General features: G+C 45.4%; 28 protein-coding genes. 7 read left to right on the top strand and 21 right to left on the bottom strand.

The features are described from left to right. Positions 1 to 84: 84 nt before the first annotated feature. Positions 85 to 819: a fumarate/nitrate reduction transcriptional regulator Fnr gene (gene fnr, locus ACTHS4_RS05505; RefSeq protein ID WP_039862092.1), complete on the bottom strand. Its 735-nt coding sequence runs from the start codon at positions 817 to 819 to the stop codon at positions 85 to 87. A gap of 162 nt (positions 820 to 981) precedes the next feature. Between fnr and hemN the strand changes: the two genes are divergently transcribed. Then, a complete protein-coding gene (hemN, locus tag ACTHS4_RS05500; RefSeq protein WP_440365583.1) occupies positions 982 to 2,403 on the top strand; it encodes an oxygen-independent coproporphyrinogen III oxidase in 1,422 nt (473 codons plus the stop codon). Positions 2,404 to 2,557: 154 nt separating this feature from the next. Here hemN and ACTHS4_RS05495 read toward each other — a convergent pair whose 3' ends face one another. From ACTHS4_RS05495 to ACTHS4_RS05445, 11 genes are all read right to left on the bottom strand, one after another. Further along, a complete protein-coding gene (locus ACTHS4_RS05495) occupies positions 2,558 to 3,514 on the bottom strand; it encodes an IS110 family transposase (RefSeq protein WP_440365582.1) in 957 nt (318 codons plus the stop codon). 297 nt (positions 3,515 to 3,811) lie between these two features. After that, the gene (locus ACTHS4_RS05490; RefSeq protein WP_440365581.1) at positions 3,812 to 4,975 is read right to left on the bottom strand and encodes a zonular occludens toxin family protein; all 1,164 of its coding nucleotides are present in this window, start codon (positions 4,973 to 4,975) and stop codon (positions 3,812 to 3,814) included. Then, complete coding sequence (locus ACTHS4_RS05485; protein WP_049337051.1) at positions 4,972 to 5,265, bottom strand: DUF2523 domain-containing protein; 294 nt, start codon at positions 5,263 to 5,265, stop codon at positions 4,972 to 4,974. Before ACTHS4_RS05485 ends, ACTHS4_RS05490 begins: the two co-directional genes overlap by 4 nt. Positions 5,266 to 5,268: 3 nt before the next feature. Next, on the bottom strand, positions 5,269 to 6,792 hold the full coding sequence (locus tag ACTHS4_RS05480) for an IgG-binding virulence factor TspB family protein (RefSeq protein ID WP_440365580.1): 1,524 nt from the start codon (positions 6,790 to 6,792) through the stop codon (positions 5,269 to 5,271). Then, the gene (locus ACTHS4_RS05475; protein WP_070646581.1) at positions 6,785 to 7,093 is read right to left on the bottom strand and encodes a hypothetical protein; all 309 of its coding nucleotides are present in this window, start codon (positions 7,091 to 7,093) and stop codon (positions 6,785 to 6,787) included. Before ACTHS4_RS05475 ends, ACTHS4_RS05480 begins: the two co-directional genes overlap by 8 nt. A gap of 121 nt (positions 7,094 to 7,214) precedes the next feature. Continuing rightward, the gene (locus tag ACTHS4_RS05470; protein WP_036472918.1) at positions 7,215 to 7,493 is read right to left on the bottom strand and encodes a hypothetical protein; all 279 of its coding nucleotides are present in this window, start codon (positions 7,491 to 7,493) and stop codon (positions 7,215 to 7,217) included. 67 nt (positions 7,494 to 7,560) lie between these two features. Next, on the bottom strand, positions 7,561 to 7,779 hold the full coding sequence (locus ACTHS4_RS05465) for a major capsid protein (RefSeq protein WP_049344887.1): 219 nt from the start codon (positions 7,777 to 7,779) through the stop codon (positions 7,561 to 7,563). A gap of 85 nt (positions 7,780 to 7,864) precedes the next feature. Next, positions 7,865 to 8,068 (bottom strand): hypothetical protein, encoded by a 204-nt coding sequence (locus ACTHS4_RS05460; RefSeq protein ID WP_049336678.1) that lies wholly within the window; start codon positions 8,066 to 8,068, stop codon positions 7,865 to 7,867. Between the two features lie 13 nt (positions 8,069 to 8,081). Further along, positions 8,082 to 8,393, bottom strand: coding sequence for a hypothetical protein (locus ACTHS4_RS05455; RefSeq protein ID WP_049344888.1), 312 nt, complete (start codon positions 8,391 to 8,393; stop codon positions 8,082 to 8,084). Between the two features lie 12 nt (positions 8,394 to 8,405). After that, positions 8,406 to 9,707: a replication initiation factor domain-containing protein gene (locus tag ACTHS4_RS05450; RefSeq protein WP_440365589.1), complete on the bottom strand. Its 1,302-nt coding sequence runs from the start codon at positions 9,705 to 9,707 to the stop codon at positions 8,406 to 8,408. 22 nt (positions 9,708 to 9,729) lie between these two features. Further along, positions 9,730 to 9,960, bottom strand: a complete 231-nt coding sequence (locus ACTHS4_RS05445; protein WP_440365579.1) for a hypothetical protein — start codon at positions 9,958 to 9,960, stop codon at positions 9,730 to 9,732. A gap of 198 nt (positions 9,961 to 10,158) precedes the next feature. Here ACTHS4_RS05445 and ACTHS4_RS05440 point away from each other — a divergent pair, with 198 nt between their 5' ends. The 3 genes from ACTHS4_RS05440 to ACTHS4_RS05430 all read left to right on the top strand — a co-directional run bounded on the left by ACTHS4_RS05440 (position 10,159) and on the right by ACTHS4_RS05430 (position 12,378). Next, positions 10,159 to 10,491 (top strand): hypothetical protein, encoded by a 333-nt coding sequence (locus tag ACTHS4_RS05440; protein ID WP_049331146.1) that lies wholly within the window; start codon positions 10,159 to 10,161, stop codon positions 10,489 to 10,491. 616 nt (positions 10,492 to 11,107) lie between these two features. Further along, positions 11,108 to 11,353, top strand: a complete 246-nt coding sequence (locus ACTHS4_RS05435) for a DUF1289 domain-containing protein (protein ID WP_070826647.1) — start codon at positions 11,108 to 11,110, stop codon at positions 11,351 to 11,353. A gap of 38 nt (positions 11,354 to 11,391) precedes the next feature. Continuing rightward, a complete protein-coding gene (locus ACTHS4_RS05430; protein WP_070826648.1) occupies positions 11,392 to 12,378 on the top strand; it encodes a TraB/GumN family protein in 987 nt (328 codons plus the stop codon). A gap of 101 nt (positions 12,379 to 12,479) precedes the next feature. On the opposite strand, the gene argF is transcribed toward ACTHS4_RS05430, so the two are convergent. From argF to ACTHS4_RS05390, 8 genes are all read right to left on the bottom strand, one after another. Continuing rightward, entirely contained in the window at positions 12,480 to 13,475 is a 996-nt protein-coding gene (gene argF / locus ACTHS4_RS05425) for an ornithine carbamoyltransferase (protein WP_070825967.1), read from the bottom strand. A 128-nt stretch (positions 13,476 to 13,603) separates the two neighbouring features. Beyond that, the gene (locus ACTHS4_RS05420; protein ID WP_070825966.1) at positions 13,604 to 14,359 is read right to left on the bottom strand and encodes a methylated-DNA--[protein]-cysteine S-methyltransferase; all 756 of its coding nucleotides are present in this window, start codon (positions 14,357 to 14,359) and stop codon (positions 13,604 to 13,606) included. A gap of 169 nt (positions 14,360 to 14,528) precedes the next feature. Further along, positions 14,529 to 15,014 (bottom strand): hypothetical protein, encoded by a 486-nt coding sequence (locus ACTHS4_RS05415; RefSeq protein ID WP_070825965.1) that lies wholly within the window; start codon positions 15,012 to 15,014, stop codon positions 14,529 to 14,531. A 93-nt stretch (positions 15,015 to 15,107) separates the two neighbouring features. Further along, positions 15,108 to 16,253, bottom strand: a complete 1,146-nt coding sequence (gene dapE / locus ACTHS4_RS05410) for a succinyl-diaminopimelate desuccinylase (protein WP_371460396.1) — start codon at positions 16,251 to 16,253, stop codon at positions 15,108 to 15,110. 112 nt (positions 16,254 to 16,365) lie between these two features. Continuing rightward, positions 16,366 to 16,986: a glucose-6-phosphate 1-dehydrogenase family protein gene (locus ACTHS4_RS05405; protein ID WP_300483017.1), complete on the bottom strand. Its 621-nt coding sequence runs from the start codon at positions 16,984 to 16,986 to the stop codon at positions 16,366 to 16,368. A gap of 33 nt (positions 16,987 to 17,019) precedes the next feature. Next, a complete protein-coding gene (locus ACTHS4_RS05400; protein WP_440365578.1) occupies positions 17,020 to 17,529 on the bottom strand; it encodes a hemerythrin domain-containing protein in 510 nt (169 codons plus the stop codon). Positions 17,530 to 17,621: 92 nt separating this feature from the next. After that, complete coding sequence (azu, locus tag ACTHS4_RS05395; protein ID WP_371460393.1) at positions 17,622 to 18,188, bottom strand: azurin; 567 nt, start codon at positions 18,186 to 18,188, stop codon at positions 17,622 to 17,624. 291 nt (positions 18,189 to 18,479) lie between these two features. After that, complete coding sequence (locus ACTHS4_RS05390) at positions 18,480 to 18,902, bottom strand: DciA family protein (protein WP_371460392.1); 423 nt, start codon at positions 18,900 to 18,902, stop codon at positions 18,480 to 18,482. 153 nt (positions 18,903 to 19,055) lie between these two features. Between ACTHS4_RS05390 and secA the strand changes: the two genes are divergently transcribed. The 3 genes from secA (at position 19,056) to ACTHS4_RS05375 (ending at position 23,597) form a co-directional block, all read left to right on the top strand. Further along, entirely contained in the window at positions 19,056 to 21,809 is a 2,754-nt protein-coding gene (secA, locus tag ACTHS4_RS05385; protein WP_070825962.1) for a preprotein translocase subunit SecA, read from the top strand. A 132-nt stretch (positions 21,810 to 21,941) separates the two neighbouring features. Then, the gene (aroC, locus tag ACTHS4_RS05380) at positions 21,942 to 23,042 is read left to right on the top strand and encodes a chorismate synthase (protein ID WP_070825961.1); all 1,101 of its coding nucleotides are present in this window, start codon (positions 21,942 to 21,944) and stop codon (positions 23,040 to 23,042) included. 117 nt (positions 23,043 to 23,159) lie between these two features. Then, positions 23,160 to 23,597: a ProQ/FINO family protein gene (locus tag ACTHS4_RS05375; RefSeq protein ID WP_440365577.1), complete on the top strand. Its 438-nt coding sequence runs from the start codon at positions 23,160 to 23,162 to the stop codon at positions 23,595 to 23,597. A gap of 226 nt (positions 23,598 to 23,823) precedes the next feature. On the opposite strand, the gene ACTHS4_RS05370 is transcribed toward ACTHS4_RS05375, so the two are convergent. Further along, a complete protein-coding gene (locus tag ACTHS4_RS05370; RefSeq protein ID WP_371460390.1) occupies positions 23,824 to 25,398 on the bottom strand; it encodes an inorganic phosphate transporter in 1,575 nt (524 codons plus the stop codon). Positions 25,399 to 25,531: the final 133 nt, after the last annotated feature.

Genomic DNA, 25,531 nt, shown 5'->3' with positions numbered 1-25,531 from the left:
CCTGACTATCACTTGCGTAACTTAACAATTATTCTTTAATTCTTGTTAAAAAGGCCGTCTGAAATATTTCAGACGGCCTAAGATTCAGATAGCGTGCGAACAACCGGAAACCATTTTCTTCAAGGTTGTCGCATCTAAGATTTTGATGTGCTTGTGTTCAACCGAAATCAAGCCTTCATGATGGAATTTAGACAAGGTGCGGCTGACTGTTTCCAGCTTCAGCCCCAAATAGCTGCCGATTTCCTCACGCGACATCCGCAAGATAAAATCATTGGCGGCGAAGCCTCGTGAATAGAGACGCTGAGACAGGTTGAGCAAGAATGCTGCCAATCGCTCTTCAGCGCGCATATTGCCCAAAAGCAGCATAACGCCCTGATCTCGGACAATTTCACGGCTCATCAAGCGGAAAAAGTGAGAACGAAGACTGGGAATATCCTGTCCAAGTTCTTCAATATGTGTAAACGGAAGCTCGCATACCTCGCTGTCTTCCAAAGCCACAGCATCACAGCTGTGAATATGGGAACAAATCCCATCCATACCGATCAGCTCGCCCGACATAAAAAAGCCGGTTACCTGATCTCGTCCATCTTGGCTGGCGACTGTTGTCTTAAAGAAGCCCGCACGGATGGCAAACAAAGAGGTAAACGGCTCGCCGGCACGGAACAGGTATTCACCTTTTTTCAGACGGCGGCTTTGACGAATAACCGCATCTAATTGTGAAAATTCGTTAGGCATCAGTCCGACAGGCAAACACAGCTCGCGTAAAGAACATGTGGAACACAAGGTTTTCATTTGATGTGTTGCATTGTGTGTGGCCATAACGCACCCTTAATCTGCATAGTTCTATAAATCCCTGATGAAGCCGAATAACTATTGACCCATGTCAAAGTCGGCATATCATTATGAGGCATTCTACCAAACTATCGAAATTTTGACTAAAATTTTCCCTAATTTCCCTACTTTATACTACAAGCCCCTACCATGAAAATCATCCCCATCTCAAATAACACCAACACAAACAATGAATTACCGGAATTTGACCGTGAATTAATTGCCAGTTTGCCATCAAGCGGTCCACGTTATACATCCTATCCGACCGCCGACCGCTTCCATGAAGGCTTTAAAGAAGCCGAATATATCCAAGCTTTAAACCTGCGCAACATGGGCGCGCTCAACAAACCCCTTTCGCTCTACATCCACATCCCCTTCTGCAATACCATCTGCTACTACTGCGGCTGTAACAAAATCATTACCAAAGACAAAAGCCGTGCCGATGCCTATATCCAGTATCTGGAAAAAGAAATGGAATTACTGGCACCTCATTTAGGCGGAAGACACCAGCTCGCGCAGCTCCACTTCGGCGGCGGCACGCCCACATTCCTGAGCGACGACCAACTCGAACGCGTCTTCGACATGATTTGTAAATACTTCCAGCTGATTCCCAACGGCGAATACTCCATCGAAATAGACCCGCGCAAAGTCAGCCGCGAAACCGTCCTCAAACTGGGCAAACTCGGTTTCAACCGCATGAGTGTCGGTATTCAAGACTTTGACCCTAAAGTGCAGGAAGCGGTCAACCGCATTCAAAGTTATGAAGAAACTAAAGAAGTGATTGATGCCGCGCGTGAAGCCGGATTTAAATCGGTCAGCGTCGATTTGATTTACGGCCTGCCGCACCAAAACACCGAAAGCATCAAAACCACCATTGACACGGTCTTGTCCCTCGACCCCGACCGCCTCGCCCTCTACCACTACGCCCACCTACCGCATATCTTCAAACCGCAACGCCGTATCGACACCAATGTCGTTCCTGGCAGCGAAGAAAAACTCGATATGCTGCAATATTGCGTCCAAACCCTGACTGAGCGCGGCTACGTTTTCATCGGCATGGACCACTTTGCCAAACCTGACGACGAGCTCTCCATCGCTCTCAAAGAAGGTTTCCTGCAACGAAATTTCCAAGGCTACTCGACCTATGCCGACTGCGACTTGGTGGCGATCGGCGTGTCTTCTATCGGCAAAATCGGCAGCACCTACTCCCAAAACGAGCGCGATATCGATGCCTATTACGCCGCACTCGATGCCGGACATCTACCGATTATGCGCGGCTACCAGCTTAATCAAGACGACATTCTGCGCCGCAACATCATTCAGGATTTGATGTGCCGCTTCTCGCTTGATTATCAAATTTACGAAAGCGTGTTCGGCATTCCGTTTAGCCGCTATTTTGTAGCGGAACTGGAAGATATGAAACAACTGGAAACCCTCGGTCTGGTTCGCCTCAAACCGCACGGCCTGACCGTTACGCCGAAGGGCCGTTTCTTGATCCGCAACATCGCTATGGTGTTCGACTACCATTTGCGCCATAAAGAAACCAAAGCCAAATACTCGCAAACCGTATAAACAGAAATGGAAAAGATGATATATTGACCTGTCAATTATTAAAATAGGTTAATTTCTTATGTTTATGTTTTTAATGGATATTTAGTTATTGCATTTTCAACGGAAACGACAAAGAACGGCTGTTTTTACAGCCGTTTTGTTTTGTATAAATTCGTTAAACCGTCTGATGTCGCGCTTTATCAAACGGCTTTTTAGTCTTGTGTATATAAAAGGCGATTTTTGCCAATTTCCGCATTAGTGCAACGATGATTATCATCTTAGGCTTTTTTGCCGCTTCCAAATTTCTGACAAGTTGAGGAAATGCATTCATACGGTAGGCAACAATGGCAGGCATGAACAAGGCGCGTTTTAATTGCCGGTGTCCGTATCTGCTCAATCTGCCTTTTTTATTGACACTTGTCCCTGATTGTTCAATTTTTGGACTTAGGCCGGCAAAGGCTACAAATTTATTTGCTGTTTCAAAATTTTTATCTGTCAGGTGTCTTAGTAGGATAACTGCGGTTTCTTTCCCTATTGCCGGTATAGTTTGTAGGTTTTGATATTCGATATTTAGGCTTTCTTTCTGCTTTATCATGCCTTCTATCCGCTTTGATGTCTGATCTATTTTTTCTTCAAGCAGTTCTATGATTGCTTCATGGGTTGATTTTATGTAGATGTCTTTTGCAGTATGTAACCTGTTTTGTGTTTCTTTTTGCTGTTCTTTTAGTTGTTGCAGCAGATTTATCAGTTTGTAGAGTATTGGATTTTCAGACGGCCTAAACGGTGTCAGTTTGTCTAAATGTCGGTTTGCAAATTCAGCAATAAGTTTTGAATCTGCTTTATCTGTTTTTGTATGGCTAAACTGACTTTTTGCGTATTCTTTGATTTTTAAGGGATTGATAACAAAGATCGTATATAGCGCGCTCAAATATTCTGCCGCCTGTTCATAGTAAATGCCTGTTGCTTCCATACTTATGGCAATTTTTCTAATTCGTTTTGTTTTTATCCAATTAATCAGATTCTCAAATCCTTCTGTATTGTTGGCTATTTTTATATAGTCTTTGCTTCCTTTAGTTGTAATCAATGTTGCGTCTATCGTGTCTTTAGATACGTCAAACCCTATGACATTCATTTCATTTTCCTTATTTATTCAGCCTGATACGGCTATGATGATATTCAATCTTTAAGGTAATTGGACGGTTCGACATATCTTTTCCTCAGTTTTTAACTCTGGTCGTTATACTGTCTAAACCGCCCAGGCTTTTGTTTTGCGCTTAAACAAAAACCTGTAAACCGTCTTAATTAAAACGATTTACAGGTTTCAATTTAATTTACCCAATTTCAAAAAGGCGGGTGTTCCCGCACCCCATTGATATTTATTTAACCGTTGATTCCGCTTATGCTACATCAACAATTAAATAAATATCTCTTAACTGCCGACCTTTGCACCGTTTTGCAATCCTGTTTTTTCGCCTGCTTCAACATAGCCGTCATACATAAGGTTTTGAGGGCTTTTGCCGCCCATCGTAAGCACTTGTCCATTTTCAGGCGCGTATGCTGTCTGCGGTGCTGTTTGTGGCTGTTGTACGGTGTGCTGTTCATCCTTATAGGGATTGAAAGGAAGGCCATTTTTGACGTAATCCTTGCACATGGCTTTAGTAACTTCTTTCAGCGGCGTGCCTTGGGCGCTATAACAAGTACAGCCACTATTACCACCTTGTACGCAACCGGCGATGTATTCAAAGGTTTTAACTTGTCTTACATTGTCATAAATGGGTTTACTTTCAGGTTTTTCGGCAAGAGTAGGTACAAAATCTTCAGGCTTTAAACTACTAATCGGTTGAGGCGGTGTACTACTTTCTGACGTTGTAACTTCATCCGTTGTATCTGATGTCGACAATGCCGCTGTCTGTTGATTTTCCTCTTGATTAAATCGTTTACTCATTCCATTAATGGTATAAACAGCAAAACCAATTAATAAAGGTAAAAACAAGGCTACGAATATAAGACTTTTGGGGATACGTCTTTTAGGCTTGGTGTGTACTTCAGCAGATTTGTACATTCCGAAAGACTTTTTAGGAACTACAAACGTTCTTTCGATTGCCCTAGCGATATTCACACTGCTATCAGGCTGATCTACACATTCGTTCCATTCATAGAGTTTACGTCCTACCGGCTTAATCGATACATGCATATGACGTTGAACAACCTTTCTTACGAAGCTATCAAGAAAACTTGGATGTTGAGTAATCAGCACAATATCTAAACCATGATGTCGATGTAATGCCAAAGCTTCTATAAATGGAGGTACTTTTGAAGCGGCTGAACGTGTGCCCATCAGCCTTTGCGCTTCATCTATGATGACGAGCGAGCCATAAGGGAGAAAATCTTGAAATGGCTTTTCTTTAATTTGTTCATCTGTAAGTTCTTCATGTTCTATCTTCAATTCAGGAATGCCGTTGACGAACAACGGACGTTTTTTCTTTACGCCGTCTTTATCAGTAAAATGTGTGTAGCTTTCGTCTGTCATCAGCATATTGACGACAGAGCTAGTTTTTCCGCTACCTGGTACGCCAGTTTGTAAAATAATCATTTAGCTTTTCCCCCTGGAATAAATGACAGTTTGCTAATACTTTGCATAGCAACGTTAAATGCAAATGCACCGAATATCAGACCTAATGCATGGCCGAAACCTGCCATCATGACAATTTGAAGAATGTCTGATGGCATTGAGTTGAACTGATTTTTTACGTAGTCTTTTATAAAACCTAATCCAACTGTAAAGCCTGTATAAGTTACAAAACTAATGCCAAGGGCAATAAATACTTTTGCAACAATATAGGTTAATAGCCTTTGTAATATGGCGAAAAACGCAGCTTTCATGCTTTAGTCCTTTCTACTTGAAAACATGATATATGCTGCTGCTACCGCAGCGATACCAATCACAAGAAATCGGATCATTTCGGCAAAATTACAAATCATGTCATATTTAAATTCCATGGTTATGCCCAAATAGGTTGCAGTTCTTGGAGCAGGGCAAACACCATTATCGGGTAGGAAGAAATCAGTGCTAAATGTTGTATCGTTATTTGTATGATGAATTTTGAAAGGTTCTTCTTGTTCCTCTACATCGCCTTTTTCTGAACAAGCTAATATGTCAGGGAAAATATTACAGAGTAACCCTTTGGATTCTTCTTTCTTGTCATCTTTTTTGTCTTCTTTTCTTTTGTCTTTATCTTTATCAGATGGATCATCATCCGGATCAGGTTTATCATCTGGACGTTTATCAGGCTTATCATCGGAATCGGGTTTATCATCCGGCTTTTTATCAGGCTTTCCGTCAGGATTAGGCGTAGGATCTGGATCAGGCTTTGTATTGGGTGCTTCAGATCCGCCCGGTGTCAGATCGGGACGTTGAGTAGTTGCGACTTCTGCCGTTGTATTGCCGTTGGAGTCTTTGCCGAAAGTTATGGTAATTTGAACCGGTTTGCCGTTTTCGGGAGTGACAGGGCCAATGGTTACAACAGTACCGGCAGGGACTTTGATATTTTCTTTATATTCAGGTTTACCCGTTCCTTCTACAAAAGGCGTAGGGTTTGAGTCTATAGATGTGGTAGCGATTTGTAGGAATTTTTCTTTAGTTAAAACTTCTGTGTCATTCCTTCTTAAACTAAAAATAACTCCTTCTCTATTATCATCTCCTCTTGATACAGTACATGAACCTCCGTTCCAATCGAACTCACATCCAGTAAAATTAAAATACTCCCAATATTTAAAAGTTGAATCTTTATCACGTTCTTTTTTTTCTTTCTCCCAATAAGTTCTAGCTATTTTTTCCATTTGTGATTTCATCAATTGGAAAGCTTCTTTTTCGCTTTGTCCCCCTGTGTAATAAGTTCTTAATATAGAACTATCAACACCATAACAAGCTGTAATAACCTCATCTCGTGAATTATAAATACAATTCCTCGCCGGCCATTCTTTTAAAAATTCTTCGCTAGCTTCATTCCATTTGTAGCCTTCACTTTCCAACGGAGATTTAACAGCTTGATAGGCCTCGTAAGCAAAATAAGCAGCTGTACCCCAACCGCTTAAACGTGTTCCTAATGCTGCTCCTTTTTTTACCAGGCCAAATGCGCCTGAAAGGACGGCTTTGCGGGATACTTGGGCTTCAACAGTTGCACTTACAGTCTGTTTTGACAAATAGCCTTCATATCTAGCCTTCATTGCCTCGGTTTGAAATTTTCTATACGAATTATCAGATACAGAACGCGCCCACGGTTTTTTATCCCAATGTTCAGTATGTTGTTTTGTATAAGTGATATTCTTTGAATTATTAACTTGAATTTCGCCAGCAATAGCAAAGCTAGAAGTAAATAAAACTAATAACGGAATGATAAATTTATTCATTTTTAACTTTTATTTTCTCTATTTTCTTATTCTCTATGGATTCATTTAAATCAGACATAAACTTAACCATATCAGGATCTTTAGGGCTTGGTTTTTTTGGAGTTGTATTCATTAAATAAAAGTCATCATTATCAGAAAATTTAATATTAGATTTAGATTTTTTTTGAATAAAACCTAATAAATTAATAACTAGATACAATGCCATAATTGAATATCTAATTTCATTAGGAATAAAAATAATATTTAAAAAATGAAATGTATATAGAATAAAAAAAACAAGATTAAAAATTCTAATAAACATAATGCTAACTTTCGTAATGGTTGCTGAAAGTTAGATTATATAGCCACGTCATTTAAAAATCATCCAGCCCACCACGACCGGAACAAACACACCAAGATAAAAATAAAAATCCATCATGGTACTACCTCAATTTCTGCCATATCAACCTAATACCCCAAACCGCTGCCATGATGGCAACAACTGACCAGCCTATATAGGATCCGTCTTTCATGCTGTCTATCGGGTTACATTCTGGCAATTCAGCTTTTAAAATCTGCTCCCCATATTTCCAGCCAAACTTAGTAAAATTAAGCTGATATAGCTTTCCGTCATCACCAATTTTGGGAGGCACTAAACTGAAATAGACGTTTTCGGCATCCTGACGGGTTGCGTAACAATTATTTCCGACTTGGTAGCCCATTATTTAAATTCTCATGTCAATTAGTATTCAGACGACCTTTAAGGGGTCGTCTGAAATATGCTTCAAATTAGCGCAATACGCGGCGGATCAGCTGGATAGCGAAGATTGAAGCGATAATACCCAGTACGATTGCCGCAACAGATAATGCGTCAGTCTTTGCAGTTTCCAAGTCGGTTTTAACGCTTTCAGGAACTTCAGCCCATGCTTGAGTAGCAAAAGCCAATGGAACAGCGGCAGCAACAGCCAATTTTGCGCCGTATTTACGGCAAGTATTCATCAATTTCATGATGTTTTCCTTTACGAAATGTTTAAAAAAATGTGTTTGCGGGCTATGTGAAGGTTTTAGAGACCGCCCGCCGAGCCTCTTAAAATTAATCTTCTTTTGTATAAAAACTGAAAATTAAAAATTCGCCGCCGATTTCTTCAATCGCCGAACTGAAAGCATCTTCATAACTTTCATATTGACCGGCAGATTTAATGTTAGGCGTGAAACCAATATCGCCGAATGGATCGGGATAGATGAATTCATGATTTTCAAGTTCTTGAACAATAAATTTTTGCTGATACTTACTCATGATCCAGCCTTCCTTAGGCTTTGGGCGCTGCGCCTTTAACTTGGAAATCAAGCAATTTAGGAACGAGGCCTTTACCTGTTGATTCCATTGCTACGGTTACATCAACCGCGCATGGGAACTTGAGATTTTTCAGCTTTTCGAAATTATGGCTATCGCCAAATTTCATGCTTGCTGCGGTAAAGCCTACGGCATTGCCGTTTGACGGCATTGGGCTGGCTACCAAAACTGTGCAAGAATCGATTTTGTTACCGTCGATTTCGCCTTTAAATTGTTTTGCACCCAACAAGGTTGCTGAATACGTGGTTACTTGGCTTTGCTCAAACATTTTGAATTTCCTTTACTTGTTTAAAAAATTTGAAATAATTTTCTCTTCGAGTTCGATGTCTTTAATGTGTTGTTTTTCCCTATCTTGTGGGAATGCGGTTTCTTTCTCATCAAGCAAATCATCAAGTAATGTTTGCATGTTCAAATCATCAATTGCTTTTTGCTCTTCGTGTATATACTGAATCTTTTGTGTCTGATCTCTACAGTCGTATTGTTCAGGTTGTAAACCTTTGGGATAACCTTCAATGCCTTTTACAAGTTCATCGACAATTTTTGTATCATCCCAGCCTATATCGCGGAGGAAATTAACCATCTTTCCTACCTGATTACGCGCATGGAACAGTTTATGATCGAAAGATAAATTTACTGTTTCTGTCTTGGCATCCATCCGCTTGGCTTCTGTTTTGAATATCGCCGAATATATCGGGTAAGCACCACCAAGATACGAACCGGGATAAAGCAAAACATCTAAGGGGATTTCTATATCGCCTGCCCGAAATTCAGTTTCAAACCTGACCCATGGACTGTTGACATCGCCGAATTGTTTTCCTTTCTCATAAACTCGAGTGAATTTAGAATTGCCGCGTTTACCTACATAAAATGTTTTGCCGCTACCATCATCAGTGCGCCATGCAGTACCGCGGCATTCGCTTTTTGGCCTCATGTTATGAACGTCAAAATGACCGTTATCATGATCAAGTAATGCTTGATCGGGTGTGTATTCGCCGTTAAAAAAATCATGGGCCACATCAACACGGGTAATTTTTGGACGTATGCACTTACTTAAAAACTCATACAGTCGGTTTTCCCAACCGGGTATAGCAGCCTGGCAACCTGTACCATTCAATTCAACCAGCATTGTTTCTCGCTGACCGCCGTAATGAACCTTGCCATATTCGACGTTATCCGGGCCGAGTTGGTAACAGCTTTTATAGAAAAACTTTCCTTTGAACGGTAGTTTTTGGGTAATACCAAAACCTAAAATTTCTTCTAACAGCTCGCTATACTTCACAATAAATTCTGTATCTGATACCAATCCTTTACCTGTTACTTTAGGCAAACTGTCTTCATGAATTGTGAAAGTGATTTGGTCAATAAATGCACCGTCATCCCTTCCTCTTCTTAACGGTATTTCAATGAATTTGCCTTTTCCATCCGATACGAAATGGCTGAAATATTCAAACTCAAAATCTTGGTTATCCGATTTTTCCGCACCCTTCGGATTAGGGGTTTTATTTTGCTCCCCCCCTATTAGCCTAGGGGGGCAGCCTTCGGCGGTTGGCGCAGCCTTGGCGTCCGCTGGCGCGTCCACCATATCTGCGCCCACCGCCACGGCTTTATCTTCCCAAGATTTCACGGTTGCATTCCTTATCCATCAGTTCTTTTACAAACAATCTGCCGCATTCATACGCTTCGTTTTCGGTTTTTTGTTTCAAAGTCGGATTGCAGATAGGGAAACAAACTGTTTTGATGCATTGGGATTCGTTGTCTTTATCCCTGAACACTTTCAAGATGTATGCTTTCGGGAAAGATAAGGGTTCGGGATTGACGGTATAGAAAATAAACATGATTAAGCCCCTTCACTGGATAGAGTTAAGGGGCTTTACAAGAATTAAAAATATGCGCCCCTGATGGAACGCAATATATAAGGTCGTCTGAAAATTTTCAGACGACCTTTGTTTTTATTTTCAATACTTTCGGGTAACATAAAACCATATTTTCCGCTTTATCAGAATTCAAAGTTAATTTGTATAGGCGCGTATCCTATGGTTACCGAACAGCAAAACGATATCCTCAGCATCAATCAAGTACAGCTTCTCCTTGCTGAAAAACGCACGGCACTTGCTATCATGCGTACAGGTATTGCCGTTTTCGCACTCCCTTTGTCTATTTTCAGTGCGCTGATTGCGACATCGAAATGGTACGAGGCCGTTGATGTTTGGCCTTTGCTCGTACTGGTCAGTCTGATGAACATCAGCTTGATTATTTTCTCGGTCTATCTGATTACCCGCTCGCTCCGTAGAATGCACCAATATGACCGGCTGATTGCCGATATCAAATACAACAATCAGTCTTTGCGCAAACTGATTAAGTCATAAAATGCAGATAGTTGGGGCTGAACATAGGTTGTCTGAAAATCAAAATATAGCGGAACTCCAAATATGTATTAAAACATGATTCTGTCAAACATACCGTAATTGTTCTTGGAGATGTTACTGTATACTTTGCTCCCCCCATTTGAATCGATACGATACCATTGCAGTAATTGAGATTAAAATGAACAACAAATATAAAGAATGGATAAAAATCATACTGCTCCCTCATTTAATAACGGCTATTTTTTTAGGGCCGGCAATAATTGTTTTTTGGTCAGGTGGATTTATCGGTCTCTATTCTGTTATAAACGTGTTCAGTGAATTAGGTTCGCTTAAATATTGTATTTATATTGGAATTCCTTTAATTTTTATAATGTTCTTACTTGGGTTTTATTGGAAAAATCTGACAATAGGGAAGATACTGACTTCTTCTGCGATATATTTATGGTTTCTCTTAGGTTTTTTATGCCTAGGGTGGCAGATATAAATTTATTGAAATGATCAACTCAATTGGACATTGATAGGAACCCTGCTGGATACACCGATCATGTTTAGACAAATACAAATGCAGTCTGCAATTTTGGTTTATCCGGTCTCAGGTCTCGAACGCTTTTAAAATATGGAACAACCCGATTTTTTCCCCATCCCCAGTCCCTGTATAGGTGTCTGCGAAGCCAATGCCAAAGGTTATTGCAAAGGCTGCCTGCGCAGCCGGGAAGAGCGCCTGTACTGGCTCCAGATGACCGACAGCCAAAAGCATCAAGTCATGCACCTTCTATCCCTCAGGAAAGCCAAAATCCGCAACCGCAAAACAGAAAAGACCGACACGGGCGAACATCCGGTTCAAAACCTGCTCGATTTCTAAATTGCCCTTGCCTACAGCACACCACAATAAGGAAAAACATGAAAAAACTGCTTGCCTGCCTGCTGATACCATTTACCGCCCTCGCCTTGGGCGCCTGCAAACCCGCCGCGACCTCACCCGAAAGCAAACCTGCCGAACTTAACTGGCAGCAGCCTAAACTGACCAGCAATGTCTGGAAAATCAGCAAAGAAGGCCAACCAGACTCCTATCTGCTCGGCACCATCCACATGGGACGAACCAATCAAACCTTGTCTTCCGATGCCCTCAAACTGTTGCAATCCACCGACCAACTGACGACAGAAGTTGACCCACTACCGGACAGCAGTCCGGAAACGAAAAAAATGTATCAAAAATACTTCAAGGAAGTCATGAGTACCGAACCACTCAGCCGCAAGCTTGGCAAAACAGATTTCCGTCTTTTACAAGAAATCTATTCAAAAAATGAAGAAAGCCGACCCATTGCCCAAATTGCCGACAAACTCCATCCGTGGGCGGCATTAGTCTTTGTCGGCAGCGCATTTCCCCAAGGATATAGCGCAGAAACCGGTGCAGATATGTTGCTGACCAACGCAGCAGTCAATATCAACAAACCGCGTGGTTCATTAGAAAGCTTGGACGAAGTTTCCGCAATCTTCAAAGCACAGCCTGAAGAAACCATGCTCAACTTTCTGAAAGCCAGCATTAAAACCAATAAAGAAGAAACCGAAGATATCAAAAAACTCCATCAAGCCTATTCAGACGGCCGCTTTGAAGAACTCATTCCACTTTTGGAAGAAACCGAACAGCGCACCCTCAAACTTGTTGATACTAAGTACGCCAAAGCCATGTCCGATTGGCTGAAAAACGACCTCCTGATCCGCCGCAACTTGGCATGGCTGCCTGAAATCCGCAAGCAATCCGCCAAACAAAGCACCCTCTTTGCTGTCGGCATTGCCCATTTATCCAGCGAAAAAGGCCTAATCGAACTATTGCGTCAAGAAGGCTATCAAGTAACGCCCGAACCCAAAGTCCTGATTTGGCAATAAACCTTATCAGCAAACGACAAGGCCGTCTGAAAGTCTTTCTTTCAGACGGCCTTTATTTAATCTCTATTAAATGAAGCAGTAAGCAGCGTTGAGCGCAAAACTCAACCGCCCAATGCCGCTACCATCACCGCTTTAATCGTGTGCATCCGGTTTTCTGCCTGATCAAACACAATGCTGGCTTCGCTTTCAAAGACTTCTTCCGTTACTTCCACACCATTCAGGCCGAATGTCTCATAAATCCATTCGCCGACTTTGGTTTTGCGATTATGGAAAGCAGGCAGGCAATGCATAAACTTGACTTGCGGATTTTCCGCCGCCGCCATCAATTCGGGGGTAACGCGGTAACCTTTCAGCAAATCAATACGTTCCTGCCAAGCCTCTTTAGGCTCGCCCATACTGACCCACACATCGGTATGGATAAAATCCACGCCTTTTACGGCTTCCTGCACATTCTCCGTCAACAGAATCCGTCCACCGGTCTCTTTGGCAACAGCCTGCACCGTCTCGATAATGTTTTCAGACGGCCACAAACTTTTCGGTGCACCGATACGCACGTCCATGCCCAGTTTCGCAGCCAACACCAGCAACGAATTGGCCATGTTGTAACGCGCATCACCGACATAGGCAAACGCAATTTGGTTCAAAGGCTTATCACTATGCTCGCGCATCGTCAGCGCATCGGCGAGCATTTGAGTCGGGTGAAACTCGTTGGTCAAACCATTGAACACAGGCACGCCCGCATACTTGGCCAGCTCTTCCACTACATCCTGTCCAAAACCGCGATATTCGATACCGTCAAACATCCGCCCCAAAACCCGCGCCGTATCCTTAATACTTTCCTTATGCCCAATTTGGCTGGCAGACGGCTCCAGATAAGTTACCCCTGCCCCTTGATCACGCGCAGCCACTTCAAACGCGCAACGGGTGCGGGTTGATGTTTTCTCGAAAATCAGGGCAATGTTTTTTCCCTGCATCCGCTGCACCTCGCGCCCTGCTTTTTTAGCGGCCTTCAATTCGGCGGCAAGGTCGAGATAGACAGTAATTTCTTCGGGCGTGAAATCCAAAAGTTTTAAAAAATGGCGGTTTTTCAGGCTCATGTCTTATTTCTCTTTTTCTAGCGTGGGCATTGCCCAACATTTTTCTCCATGCAGATTTTTCCGGGCTTCCCCGACCTTCTGCTACTCAATTTTTCAGCGTGCGAAGCCTGCCCCTAATGCAGATCCTCTCAAAACAAGGCCGTCTGAACCTCACCTCGCTCCAAGGCAAGCAACGATTGTTTGCGGTTCAAACCGCCTGCATAGCCGGTCAGCTTACCATCGCTACCGATAACGCGGTGGCAGGGAATCAAGATAGACACCTTATTCTGCCCGTTTGCAGCGGCAACGGCGCGAATAGCCTTAGGATTACCCAACTGTTGCGCCTGCTCCTTGTAGCTGCGCGTTTCGCCGTAAGGAATAGTCAGCAGCGCATTCCATACCTGCTGCTGAAAGGCCGTGCCTATCGTTTCCAAAGGCGTCGCAAAAACTTTCAGACGGCCTTGGAAGTATAAATCTAATTCTTGGCGCAAAAGTTGCGTTTGCTCATTTTCTTGGAAAATGAACTGCCCGCGCAAAGCTTTTTGGACAGCCATGATTTCCTGTTCCATATGTTTCTGCCCGACAAATTCCAGCAGACACAAACCCTTGCTGCCGAACACCGCCAACATCTCGCCCAACGGCGTGGCAACCGCGGCCGCAGTCAGTTCGTTCGGACTATCAGGATAACGCGCTTCCAACAGACGGATGGCTCGGCGGATACGGACATATTCTTCGGGCGTGCAGCCGATACGGTCGATAAAATCCTGCTCGAACTGCTTGGCTTCGTGTTCCGTAAGACGCTCGTGCAGCAAGGCTTCGAGAGTAACGGGAAAGTCAGTTTCCAACTGCTCTCGGATTTCATTCCACTTTGCTGGAAGCGCATCTAAAGAAGGCAGAGTAATCATCTGCATTTACTCCCGATAATCAACAAACCCCCAAACTATTACCCGACGGATCATAAATTCCACCATCCGGTACGGCGGCTTTAAAACTTATATGTAGGTTGGCTGGAAGTTTCCGCCTACCCTATCAATGAAACTCGTCCAAAAATTTTATAAAATCCCAAAATGGGAATTATAGAATTTTCTTTAAAACAACAAATTCTTTGTCTTTTTCTATCTTAAATTTTCCCAAGACCCACTCGCCGCTCTTGTTAAACTCCCCGCTTTCCCCACAATAGCCTCTTTGCTCAACCTTGGTCGCTTGCAAAATCACTTCATCATCACTTACAAATCGATAAAGACCTTCTGAATGTGGAAAACAATCATTACCGCATTCTGCTGAATAACTGCTGCTAAACCTGCCGTCTTTATCAAACTCAATGTGCTTTCCATAAATGTGATTGTCAGAGCCGGTTGTTTCTACCCGACTGAGATAATATGCGTTTTGGGGCGCATCCATGGGTAACTCGTCAATATGCCACAATCCCACCAGTACATTTTTTTCTAAAATTTTTCCTTGATTGATTGAAACTGCTTGAGGCTTTGGCTCGGATTCAAGACAACCTGTCAAGGATAATGACAATCCGAATACAACAAGGGCTGAGATAAATTTCTGCATAGGAAACCTTTAGTGAAGAAATCGATTAATGACAGTCAAAGCATTGCCACAATGTATGCCAGTTTTGATGGGGCAATACCCTTTCTGTCGTTTTCAGACGGCCTTTTCAGCCAACAATCGCGTCAACATACCCTCATACACTGCCGACAGCTTCGGAATATCTTCCAAACGTACGTTTTCGTTGATTTGGTGGATGGTCGCATTGGACGGGCCTAATTCGATGAGTTCTTTAGCAATGGCTTTAATAAAGCGTCCGTCCGAAGTGCCGCCGGTAGTGGACAATTCAGCCTCAACGCCACAAATCTCGGCAATGGCCTCGCGTGCCACATCGGTCAGTTTTCCGGCCTGAGTCAGGAACGGCTGACCTGAGCAAGACCACTGCAAATCGTATTGCACGCCGTGTTTGTCTAAAATGGCGTGGACACGTTGTTTCAGCCCTTCTTCGGTGGACTCGGTAGAAAAACGGAAATTGAATTTGACGTTCATCTCGCCTGGAATGACGTTGGTCGCGCCTGTGCCGCCGTTGATATTGGAAATTTGGAAACTGGTCGGCGGAAAGTATTCGTTGCCCTCGTCCCAGACTTCTTGTGTCAGCTCCAGCAAGGCCGGGGCAAAAGTATGCACGGGATTGATTGCCAAATGCGGATAGGCAATATGGCCTTGCTTGCCTTTGACGGTCAAGTTGCCCGACAGTGAGCCGCGGCGGCCGTTTTTCAACATATCGCCCAATTTATCTACGGCAGTCGGTTCGCCGACGATACAGTAATCAATCAGCTCGCCGCGCGCTTTCAACACATCGACGACTTTGGTCGTGCCGTCCAGCGCATCGCCCTCTTCGTCCGAAGTAATCAGGAGCGCGATACTGCCTTGATGATCGGGATGTTCGGCAACGAAACGCTCACAGGCGGTAACGAAACAGGCAATGCTGGTTTTCATATCCGCCGCGCCGCGACCATACAGACGGCCTTCACGCTCGGTCGGTTCAAACGGAGGCGAATCCCATTTTTCAACAGGGCCTGTCGGCACGACGTCGGTATGTCCGGCAAAGCAAAACACCGGAGCCTGAGTACCGCGTCGCAACCAAACATTTTTGGTGTCGCCGAAATGAAGCTCTTCTACGGAAAAACCGATTTTTTGCAGGCGTTCGGCCAGCAGTTGTTGGCAGTTTTGGTCATCCGGCGTAACGGACGGGCGGGAAATCAGCGCTTTGGCAAGCTCTAGGGATTGGGTTTCGGTCATATTTGTTCACTTTGAGAAACAGGCCGTCTGAAACGTTCTGAATATGATTTTCAGACGGCCTTGAGTTTATTTGAAGATACTGAATAGGCAGTCTGCCTTTCAGTATTCTGAGTTATTTTCCATGGCAAGCTTCATACAGCGGCAGTAATTCTTCCACTGTTTCCGCTATCCATTTCGCTACATCCTGCTTGCCTAAATCATCACGCTCGATGTGTTTCCCGATACAGAAGAAATCTTTATCGTCTCGAAGCTTTCTATCGCCGTCGCTTTGTTGGGCGACGGTGCGGTAGTCGTCATATTCACTTTCCGCACCGTGCCACATATCGAAGGAAGCGTATTTTTCAATATCAAAATTATCCAGCCAGCGGTTGTAATCAGGCAGCGCAATGGGCGACACATCGGCTTTATAGCAATGCCAGTCCAAGCTGACGCTCAAACGGCGGCGGTTGAGCAAAATCGATAAAATCGCTGCGGAATTTTTATATTGTTCGTATTTGAAATAGGCAAAGAAATGGGCGCGGACCTGCCAGCCGTTACACCAGCGTTCGATATGCGGCGGCGCAAACGGCGCGCCCAATTCGGCGGCAACCTGCTGGATCAGCTGCTGCCATACCTGCCAGTTTTCTTTATAGTCTGCCTTAATTTGCGGAATGCTTTCAGGCTGGTATTTTTTAAGCTGGGAAAATTGGAAAAAGGGAATATTGAACAAATCGCAACTTTTTGGGGTCAGCATAATATATCCTTGAGACGATTATTTCAGACGGCCTTATTTGCGGCGGCGTGCGGCCATAATTTCGCCGATTTCGGTCAGTTTTTCTTTGGGAATAAAGGTTTTGCCCATATCAAACAGCGGCTCTTCAATCGCCAGATGAACATCATATCCTGCGACAAAGCGTTTGAACGTTTCCGCATCGGGGACATAGGCGTTGTCTGCTTCGAGTTTGGCGAATTCGACGGATACCGCCGCCCAGTTGCTATGCAGGCTGATATGTTGGCGCAAAAGCTCGTCAACGCTTTCTTGAGCTTGCGGCGCATATTGCAATAGAAGCGGGAAGAAATTTTCCTCTTCGTCTTCATGGTGCAACGGCGCGGCAACATTAAAATATTGGGCAATCTGGCGGATGGTTTGCAAAACGATTTGATTGCAGCCGTTTTCGGCAATATAGTCCGACAACATGGCAACCTGGCTGCAGAAACGGCGCACTTTGCCATGACAGGCGTACAGCATTTCAATGGGTTCGGCAAAAGTAACGCTTTTGGTTTCAAACGGGTTCATGGTTTTGAAGTTTTATTCTTAAATTAATGTTTCCAGATTATAACAAAACAGCCTGCGCAAGGCAGGCTGTCTGTTTTCGAGCTTGAGGCGGATTAGTCAACCAAAGTAACTTTACCGTTCATCAAAGCACCGTGACCTGGGAAGGTACAAGCGAATTTGTATTCGCCGCCAGCCAATTTAGCAGGATCCAGAGTCAGGGAAGCTTCTTCGCCGCCGCCAACCAGTTTGGTGTGGGCAACAACGCGTGCGTCGTCAGGTTTAACGTAGTCAGTTGCAGCAGCACCGGCACCGTCTTTGAAAATACCGTCCATGTCTTCGGCTTTACCGATGACGATGTTGTGACCCATGCTTTCTTTAGGTTGGGTACCGGTGTGTTTCAAAGTGATGGTGAATTCTTTACAAGCTTTGCTTACTTGGATTTCTTTAGTGTTGAACTGCATAGCGTCGTTGGCTTCAACAGTAGTTGCGCAGTTGCCGGCAGCAGCATCGGCTGGAGCAGCTTCAGAGGCAGGAGCGGCATCGGCAGGTGCAGTAGTTTCTGCAGGAGCAGCTTCAGAAGCAGCGGAAGCAGCAGGTGCTTCAGCAGGTTTTGCAGCTTCTTGAGAGCATGCAGCCAAGCCGATAACGGCAGCGGAAATCAGAGCCAGATAAGCTTTCATTGATGTATCTCCTAATGATGAGAGTCTTGTTAAGTTCTATTAATAGAACCCGCGCGAATATATTAACAAAGGCAAATGCCAAACTTAAACTTATTCACGCAGAGCGATAAGAAATTCAGGCGTTATTTTGCTACAAACTTCACACGAAATCAAAGTTTCAGGCCAAGTTTACATCAGTTTACCTAAAAGAAAACAGTTACTGTTTAGGTCGTATTTCTTTAGTATTAGATGCTATCGGTCAAATGAAATAAGTTTTAACATTTATTAACCCTAATCTCATCCGGCATGATTTTAGCGGCTGTGCTTGCGTACCAATTCTGCCAATGCCGCTGCCAATTCGGGATGCCTACCTTCCAATTTGGCCGCAGCTGCATCGAAGCTGTCCAAAGCAGCCTCGCTCAATCGCAAGCTGTTGGTTTTCGGCTGAGGAGGAGGTTTGGGGACCACCCTGACCGCCACTTCCCGTATTCCGTCATGTAACGCTTGCAACTTGGGCAACATGGCAGGCAGGATCATTTTCAAACGCGAAGCAGCCATATTGTTGGCGGCCAGCAAAACCAGTCTTCCGTCTTCAATACAGGCCGTCTGAAAATGCGGATGCAGGTTGACCGGTAAAACCGTTTTGACTTTTGCATCCAATTTCCGCCATTGTTGCGATTGTTGCAACAAGCCCGCCAATAAATGATCGCGCTTCCCTAATTGTGCTAAATCCATAGTTTCAGACGGCCTTTCAGTAAATTAACCAAACAATTACAATTGAAATACAGCAAAACTGCCTTTATTTCAAACAGCATTACCGCGTTATACAAGCGCTTGTGTTAAAATCCCAATTTCGCCCACTATTATATCAAGGCGCAGGAATTATTCATGCTGACAAACATTGCTAAGAAAATCTTCGGCAGCCGCAACGACCGCCTGCTGAAACAATATCGTAAATCCGTTGCTAAAATCAATGCACTCGAAGAACAGATGAAAGCGTTGAGCGACGCAGATTTACAGGCCAAAACCGCCGAATTCAAACAACGCCTCGCTGACGGACAAACGCTAGATGATATTTTGGTTGAAGCCTTTGCCGTCTGCCGCGAGGCATCCCGCCGCGTATTGGGCATGCGCCACTTCGATGTACAGCTGATCGGCGGTATGGTCCTGCACAACGGCAAAATCGCCGAAATGCGTACCGGTGAAGGTAAAACTCTGGTAGCCACCCTTGCCGTTTACCTGAATGCATTGTCAGGAAAAGGTGTACACGTCGTTACCGTCAACGACTACCTCGCCTCCCGTGACGCAGGCATTATGGAGCCGTTGTACAATTTCTTAGGCTTGAGCGTCGGCGTGATCGTAGCCGATTTGCAACCTTTCGAACGCCAAACCGCTTACGGCGCCGACATTACTTACGGTACCAACAACGAATTCGGCTTCGACTACCTGCGCGACAATATGGTTACCGACCAATACGACAAAGTTCAGCGCGAATTGAACTTTGCCGTTGTCGACGAAGTGGACTCCATTCTGATCGACGAAGCGCGTACGCCGCTGATTATTTCCGGCCAGGCAGATGACAACATCCAGCTCTACCGCGTGATGGATGCCGTTCCGGCCCACCTTATCCGCCAAGAAACCGAAGAAGGCGAAGGCGATTACTGGGTGGATGAAAAAGCACACCAAGTTATTCTGAGCGAAGCCGGTCACGAACACGCCGAGCAAATCCTGACCCAAATGGGCTTATTACAGGAAAACGACTCGCTCTACTCTGCCGCCAATATTTCCCTGATGCACCACCTCATGGCTGCATTGCGCGCGCACACCCTGTTCCACAAAGACCAACACTACGTTATCCAAGACGGCGAAATCGTGATTGTGGACGAATTCACAGGCCGTCTGATGGCCGGTCGCCGCTGGTCCGAAGGCTTGCACCAAGCCGTTGAAGCCAAAGAAGGCGTAGAAATCAAACGCGAAAACCAAACGCTTGCATCTATTACCTTCCAAAACTACTTCCGCCTGTACAGCAAACTGTCTGGCATGACCGGTACGGCCGACACCGAAGCCTTCGAGTTCCAAAGCATTTACAACCTCGAAACCGTCATCATCCCGACCAACCGTCCTGTACAACGTAAAGACTTCAACGACCAAATCTTCCGCTCAGCCGAAGAAAAATTTGAAGCCGTCGTCAAAGACATCGCCGAATGCCACAAAAACGGCCAACCGGTTTTGGTCGGTACAACCAGCATCGAAAACTCCGAACTGGTTTCTGACTTGTTACACAAAGCCGGTCTGCCGCATAACGTTCTGAACGCCAAAGAACACGAGCGCGAGGCATTGATTGTAGCTCAAGCCGGTAAAGTCGGCGCAATTACCGTTGCCACCAACATGGCAGGCCGCGGTACCGATATTGTCTTGGGTGGCAACCTCAAACATCAAATCGAAGCCATCCACGCCGATGAAACCCTGAGCGAACAGCAAAAACAAGCGCAAATTTCCGCCCTTGAAAGCGGTTGGCAAGCTGAACACGACCAAGTTGTGGCCGCAGGCGGTTTGCACATTATCGGTACAGAACGCCATGAAAGCCGCCGTATCGACAACCAGTTGCGCGGTCGTGCCGGTCGTCAGGGTGACCCCGGCTCCAGCCGTTTCTATCTGTCGTTTGAAGACCCATTATTGCGCCTCTTCGCACTCGACCGTGCCGCCGCTATCCTCAACCGCCTGGCACCTGAGCGCGGCGTTGCCATCGAACACGGTCTGCTGACCCGTCAAATCGAAGGCGCACAACGTAAAGTCGAAGGCCGCAACTTCGATATGCGTAAACAGGTTTTGGAATACGATGATGTTGCCAATGACCAACGTAAAGTAATTTACCATCAACGTAACGAAATCCTGACCAGCAAAGACGTCAGCGATTTGACCCGCGAAATCCGCGCCGACGTTATCAGTGACTTGGTTGATTACCACATCCCGCCTGACAGCATGGAAGAGCAATGGGACATTCCGGCACTGGAGCATCAACTTGCCGCCGATTTCCGCCTGCATGTCGATATTAAAGGCTGGCTGAAAGAAGACAGCACTTTGGACAACCAAGACATTAAAGAACGCCTCATCAAGCGCATCGAAGACGAGTATGCCGAAAAAGTCGAATTGGTCGGCAAACAGGCTATGTCAGACTTCGAACGTAATGTTATGCTGCAAGTTATCGACAACCAATGGCGCGAACACCTTGCCGCTATGGACTACTTGCGCCAAGGTATCCATCTGCGCAGCTATGCTCAGAAAAATCCGAAACAAGAATACAAACGCGAAGCTTTCGCTATGTTTGAAAACCTGTGGCGCGGCATCAAACAAAACATTGCCGCTTTGCTGACCGCCGTTCAAATCGAACGCAACAGCGAATACGACCACACTGCCGCACAAAGCGTCAGCGATGTTCAAACCGTCCACTCCGATGCGCCTGATATGGAAGAATTGCTCGGTCAATCGCAAACCGATTTGGTTACCGAAGCGTTCGACCCTGACGGCACAGACTTCAGCCCTGAAGCGCTTGCACAAAACGGCCTGATTGTTCACCGCAACGATCCTTGCCCTTGCGGCAGCGGCCTGAAATACAAACAGTGCCACGGTAAATTAAACTAAGCAGTCATCTCAAAAGGCCGTCTGAACAGATGTGACAACGAAATCAAAGATCCTCGTTTCCCTGTTCAGACGGCCTGAGAATTATCCAAACAAGCAAAAAATTTCCAACCCCAATTTCAAAAGAGTATCCCTATGGCAGGCAATACCTTCGGACAAATCTTTACCGTTACCACTTTCGGCGAAAGCCACGGCGCAGGCTTGGGCTGCATCATTGACGGCTGCCCGCCAGGACTAGAATTGAGCGAAGCGGATATCCAGTTTGACCTTGACCGTCGTAAACCCGGCACCAGCCGCCACGTTACCCAACGCCGCGAAGCCGACCAAGTCGAAATCCTCTCCGGCGTATTCGAAGGCAAAACCACCGGCACACCCATCGCCCTCCTAATCCGCAATACCGACCAACGCAGTAAAGACTATGGCAATATCGCCACCAGCTTCCGCCCCGGACATGCCGATTACACCTACTGGCACAAATACGGTACACGCGACTATCGCGGCGGCGGTAGAAGTTCTGCCCGCGAAACCGCTGCCCGTGTTGCAGCCGGAGCAGTCGCTAAAAAATGGCTGAAAGAAAAATTCGGCACGGAAATCACCGCCTACGTTACCCAAGTCGGCGAAAAAGAAATCCAGTTTGAAGGCTACGAACATATTTCCCAAAATCCTTTTTTTGCAGCAAACCAAAGCCAAATTGAGGACTTAGAAAACTATATGGACAGCGTGCGCAAATCATTGGATTCTGTCGGCGCAAAACTTCATATCGAAGCAACCAACGTCCCTGTCGGCTTGGGCGAACCGGTTTTTGACCGCCTCGATGCAGAAATTGCCTATGCCATGATGGGCATCAATGCCGTCAAAGGCGTGGAAATCGGCGCAGGTTTTGATAGCGTAACGCAACGCGGCAGCGAGCATGGCGACGAGCTCACGCCTCAAGGCTTCCTGTCCAACCACTCAGGCGGCATCTTGGGCGGCATCAGCACCGGACAAAACATTCATGTGAATATTGCCATCAAACCGACCAGTTCCATCGCCACACCGCGCCACAGCATTGATATAGAGGGCAACCCTGTCGAACTTGCCACACACGGCCGCCACGACCCCTGCGTCGGTTTACGCGCTGCTCCGATTGCAGAAGCCATGCTGGCATTGGTATTGATTGACCACGCCTTACGCCATCGTGCGCAAAATGCCGATGTTCAGGTTAATACACCGGACATTGCCAAATTGGAAAAATAACCGTTTATTTCTGAATATTCTCAGAAAAATTTAGCCAAATCACAGTCTTTATACTACAATAGCACCTTATTGCCGTATGACGAAAATACGGATTTATATTAGAGGAATACAACCGCAATGGCACAAGAAACCGCTTTGGGCGCTGCGCTGAAATCTGCCGTCCAAACCATGAGCAAGAAAAAACAGACAGACATGATTGCCGACCACATTTACGGCAAATATGATGTTTTCAAACGATTCAAACCGTTGGCTGTCGGTATCGACCAAGACTTGGTTGCCGCCCTGCCCCAATACGACCCTGCACTGATTGCACGCGTACTGGCCAACCACTGCCGCCGTCCGCGCTATCTGAAAGCCCTGGCTCGCGGCGGCAAACGTTTTGACTTGAACAACCACTTCAAAGGCGAAGTCAGCGCAGAAGAACAAACCATCGCCCAACAGCACCCAGCCGTTCAACAGGCATTGGCTGCACAAGCCGAACGCCAAGCTGCTAAGGCTACTGCAGAAGCAGAAGCGGCTCCTGTACAAGCTGAGACCAACGAAGCTGCCGAATAATGTTCAGACGGCCTGATAAGGCTTGCACTAAATAAATAAAGACCCCAATTCAATACGACATCTTTAGCGTCGATGAATTGGGGGCTTTTTTACTGTCTTAACCTTATAGTGGGCTGATTAAAAATAGCTTTGCTTGTTCATAACAAACTAAAATCTACTCTTAATGAACATAAGAAAAGGCCGTCTGAAATATCTTTCAGACGGCCTTTTGAAATCAAATAGTCATTTAAAACACGGCTTGCAAAACCAAATAGCTGACAACAGACAAAACGGCAGCGGCAGGCAAGGTAATTACCCAAGCAAGGCCGATCGGTTTCATCAATTTCCAGTTAGCATTGCGGTTAACCAAGCCGATACCCAAAACTGCACCCACCAAGATATGGGTACTGGAAACAGGCAAGCCCATAAATGATGCGGCCATCACAACAGCGGCGGCAGAAAGCTCGGCTGAGAAGCCTGACGCGGGGTGCATTTCTGCCAAGCTGGTGCCTACGGTTTTAATCACTTCTTTACCGACAAACCACAAGCCGACGATCAAAGCGATACCGAAAGTCAACATGGCAATCGGCGGCACGGCGTTTTGAGCAGTAATGCTGTTGGTACGCAGCACATCCATAATCGCGGCAAACGGACCAATCGCATTGGCAATATCGTTCGCACCATGGCTGAATGCGAAACCGCAAGCGGTAAATACCTGCATCCATGAGAACATTTGGAAAGTCGATTTATCCAAATCTTTGCGTTTCAAACTTTTGGCAAATACAAACGTACCCATCCAAATAGCCGCACCGATCATGAAAATGGTCAGGAAGCTGTTGACGTTGCTCATGCCCAAATGCAGATTTTTCAGACCTTTGAAAATCAACATGGCCGCAATCATCATGCCGCCGACAGAAGCAATAAACGGCACCCAGGAATGCAGGGCTTTGTAAGAATCTACTTCGCCCTTACGGCTGTCAAAGCGGTACAGGCCGCGATAATACTCAGACTGCAACTCTTCAGGATCAAAGTCCGGCTCATCATAGATTTGGGCATCATGCGCCATTTTGGTGGCGTATTCGACTTTTTCAGATTCGCTCAAGGCCTCAAAAAACTGGCGATGCTCTTCTTTATAGGCTTTCTTCTCCAGCTTGATGCCTTTTAGCGTATTATCGGCCCAAGAGTTGTAGTCCAAAACGTTTTTCTTAATTCGTGAAAACAACAGATAGGAAACGATGCCGCCCAAAACCGGAGACAAAATCCAAGACAAGGCAATTTCGCCCAACTTGTCCCATTGAATCAGCGCAACGGAATCCACACCGTTCAATGCCGCCATACACAAGGCGCTACCGACGATACCGCCGATAATGGCATGTGTCGTAGAAACCGGCAGACCTTTGCGCGATGCAAAAAGCAGCCACAATGCCGCAGCCAAAAGCGCAGACATCATAATAAAAACAAACTGCATCGGATCCAGATGCATGCCATTCAAATCGACAATACCCTTACGGATGGTATCTGTTACCTCGCCGCCGGCAATCACTGCGCCGCTGACTTCAAATACTGCCGCAATCAGCAAGGCTTGCGGAATGGTCAAAGTGCCGGAGCCGACACTTGTACCGAAAGAGTTGGCAATATCGTTGCCACCCACATTAAACGCCATGAAGACGCCGAAAAAGGTAGCAAGGATAAACAGGCCGGAGTGGTTGTAGTGGGTATAACCCAGGCCCCAATAAATAAAATAGCCGACCATGCTCACAAGCATAGCGGCAAAAACCGTATTAATCAGCTTCAAGTTCGCACTCGACTGAGTTTGAGCCATGGAAAGTTTCCTTTTGGAAAACATGTTGAGTCACGTTATTTTAACCTTTTTGTAATCTTTCTTGCACCAACTATTTACATTAAATGCCGAAATTCCCGTAAAAACGTCAAAAGGCGTTAAAATGTCGTTTTAC

It is taken from the genome of Neisseria sp. P0014.S009 (assembly GCF_051958155.1).
Classification (GTDB): domain Bacteria; phylum Pseudomonadota; class Gammaproteobacteria; order Burkholderiales; family Neisseriaceae; genus Neisseria; species Neisseria flavescens_C.
This window is presented reverse-complemented; position numbering and strand designations above follow the sequence as displayed.

What these genes read in the sequence shown, in the direction of transcription:
- fnr (WP_039862092.1), bottom strand. Translation starts at nt 819, where the DNA reads ATGGCCACACACAATGCAACACATCAAATGAAAACCTTGTGTTCCACA.
- hemN (WP_440365583.1), top strand. Translation starts at nt 982, where the DNA reads ATGAAAATCATCCCCATCTCAAATAACACCAACACAAACAATGAATTA.
- ACTHS4_RS05495 (WP_440365582.1), bottom strand. Translation starts at nt 3,514, where the DNA reads ATGAATGTCATAGGGTTTGACGTATCTAAAGACACGATAGACGCAACA.
- ACTHS4_RS05490 (WP_440365581.1), bottom strand. Translation starts at nt 4,975, where the DNA reads ATGATTATTTTACAAACTGGCGTACCAGGTAGCGGAAAAACTAGCTCT.
- ACTHS4_RS05485 (WP_049337051.1), bottom strand. Translation starts at nt 5,265, where the DNA reads ATGAAAGCTGCGTTTTTCGCCATATTACAAAGGCTATTAACCTATATT.
- ACTHS4_RS05480 (WP_440365580.1), bottom strand. Translation starts at nt 6,792, where the DNA reads ATGAATAAATTTATCATTCCGTTATTAGTTTTATTTACTTCTAGCTTT.
- ACTHS4_RS05475 (WP_070646581.1), bottom strand. Translation starts at nt 7,093, where the DNA reads ATGTTTATTAGAATTTTTAATCTTGTTTTTTTTATTCTATATACATTT.
- ACTHS4_RS05470 (WP_036472918.1), bottom strand. Translation starts at nt 7,493, where the DNA reads ATGGGCTACCAAGTCGGAAATAATTGTTACGCAACCCGTCAGGATGCC.
- ACTHS4_RS05465 (WP_049344887.1), bottom strand. Translation starts at nt 7,779, where the DNA reads ATGAAATTGATGAATACTTGCCGTAAATACGGCGCAAAATTGGCTGTT.
- ACTHS4_RS05460 (WP_049336678.1), bottom strand. Translation starts at nt 8,068, where the DNA reads ATGAGTAAGTATCAGCAAAAATTTATTGTTCAAGAACTTGAAAATCAT.
- ACTHS4_RS05455 (WP_049344888.1), bottom strand. Translation starts at nt 8,393, where the DNA reads ATGTTTGAGCAAAGCCAAGTAACCACGTATTCAGCAACCTTGTTGGGT.
- ACTHS4_RS05450 (WP_440365589.1), bottom strand. Translation starts at nt 9,707, where the DNA reads ATGGTGGACGCGCCAGCGGACGCCAAGGCTGCGCCAACCGCCGAAGGC.
- ACTHS4_RS05445 (WP_440365579.1), bottom strand. Translation starts at nt 9,960, where the DNA reads ATGTTTATTTTCTATACCGTCAATCCCGAACCCTTATCTTTCCCGAAA.
- ACTHS4_RS05440 (WP_049331146.1), top strand. Translation starts at nt 10,159, where the DNA reads ATGGTTACCGAACAGCAAAACGATATCCTCAGCATCAATCAAGTACAG.
- ACTHS4_RS05435 (WP_070826647.1), top strand. Translation starts at nt 11,108, where the DNA reads ATGGAACAACCCGATTTTTTCCCCATCCCCAGTCCCTGTATAGGTGTC.
- ACTHS4_RS05430 (WP_070826648.1), top strand. Translation starts at nt 11,392, where the DNA reads ATGAAAAAACTGCTTGCCTGCCTGCTGATACCATTTACCGCCCTCGCC.
- argF (WP_070825967.1), bottom strand. Translation starts at nt 13,475, where the DNA reads ATGAGCCTGAAAAACCGCCATTTTTTAAAACTTTTGGATTTCACGCCC.
- ACTHS4_RS05420 (WP_070825966.1), bottom strand. Translation starts at nt 14,359, where the DNA reads ATGATTACTCTGCCTTCTTTAGATGCGCTTCCAGCAAAGTGGAATGAA.
- ACTHS4_RS05415 (WP_070825965.1), bottom strand. Translation starts at nt 15,014, where the DNA reads ATGCAGAAATTTATCTCAGCCCTTGTTGTATTCGGATTGTCATTATCC.
- dapE (WP_371460396.1), bottom strand. Translation starts at nt 16,253, where the DNA reads ATGACCGAAACCCAATCCCTAGAGCTTGCCAAAGCGCTGATTTCCCGC.
- ACTHS4_RS05405 (WP_300483017.1), bottom strand. Translation starts at nt 16,986, where the DNA reads ATGCTGACCCCAAAAAGTTGCGATTTGTTCAATATTCCCTTTTTCCAA.
- ACTHS4_RS05400 (WP_440365578.1), bottom strand. Translation starts at nt 17,529, where the DNA reads ATGAACCCGTTTGAAACCAAAAGCGTTACTTTTGCCGAACCCATTGAA.
- azu (WP_371460393.1), bottom strand. Translation starts at nt 18,188, where the DNA reads ATGAAAGCTTATCTGGCTCTGATTTCCGCTGCCGTTATCGGCTTGGCT.
- ACTHS4_RS05390 (WP_371460392.1), bottom strand. Translation starts at nt 18,902, where the DNA reads ATGGATTTAGCACAATTAGGGAAGCGCGATCATTTATTGGCGGGCTTG.
- secA (WP_070825962.1), top strand. Translation starts at nt 19,056, where the DNA reads ATGCTGACAAACATTGCTAAGAAAATCTTCGGCAGCCGCAACGACCGC.
- aroC (WP_070825961.1), top strand. Translation starts at nt 21,942, where the DNA reads ATGGCAGGCAATACCTTCGGACAAATCTTTACCGTTACCACTTTCGGC.
- ACTHS4_RS05375 (WP_440365577.1), top strand. Translation starts at nt 23,160, where the DNA reads ATGGCACAAGAAACCGCTTTGGGCGCTGCGCTGAAATCTGCCGTCCAA.
- ACTHS4_RS05370 (WP_371460390.1), bottom strand. Translation starts at nt 25,398, where the DNA reads ATGGCTCAAACTCAGTCGAGTGCGAACTTGAAGCTGATTAATACGGTT.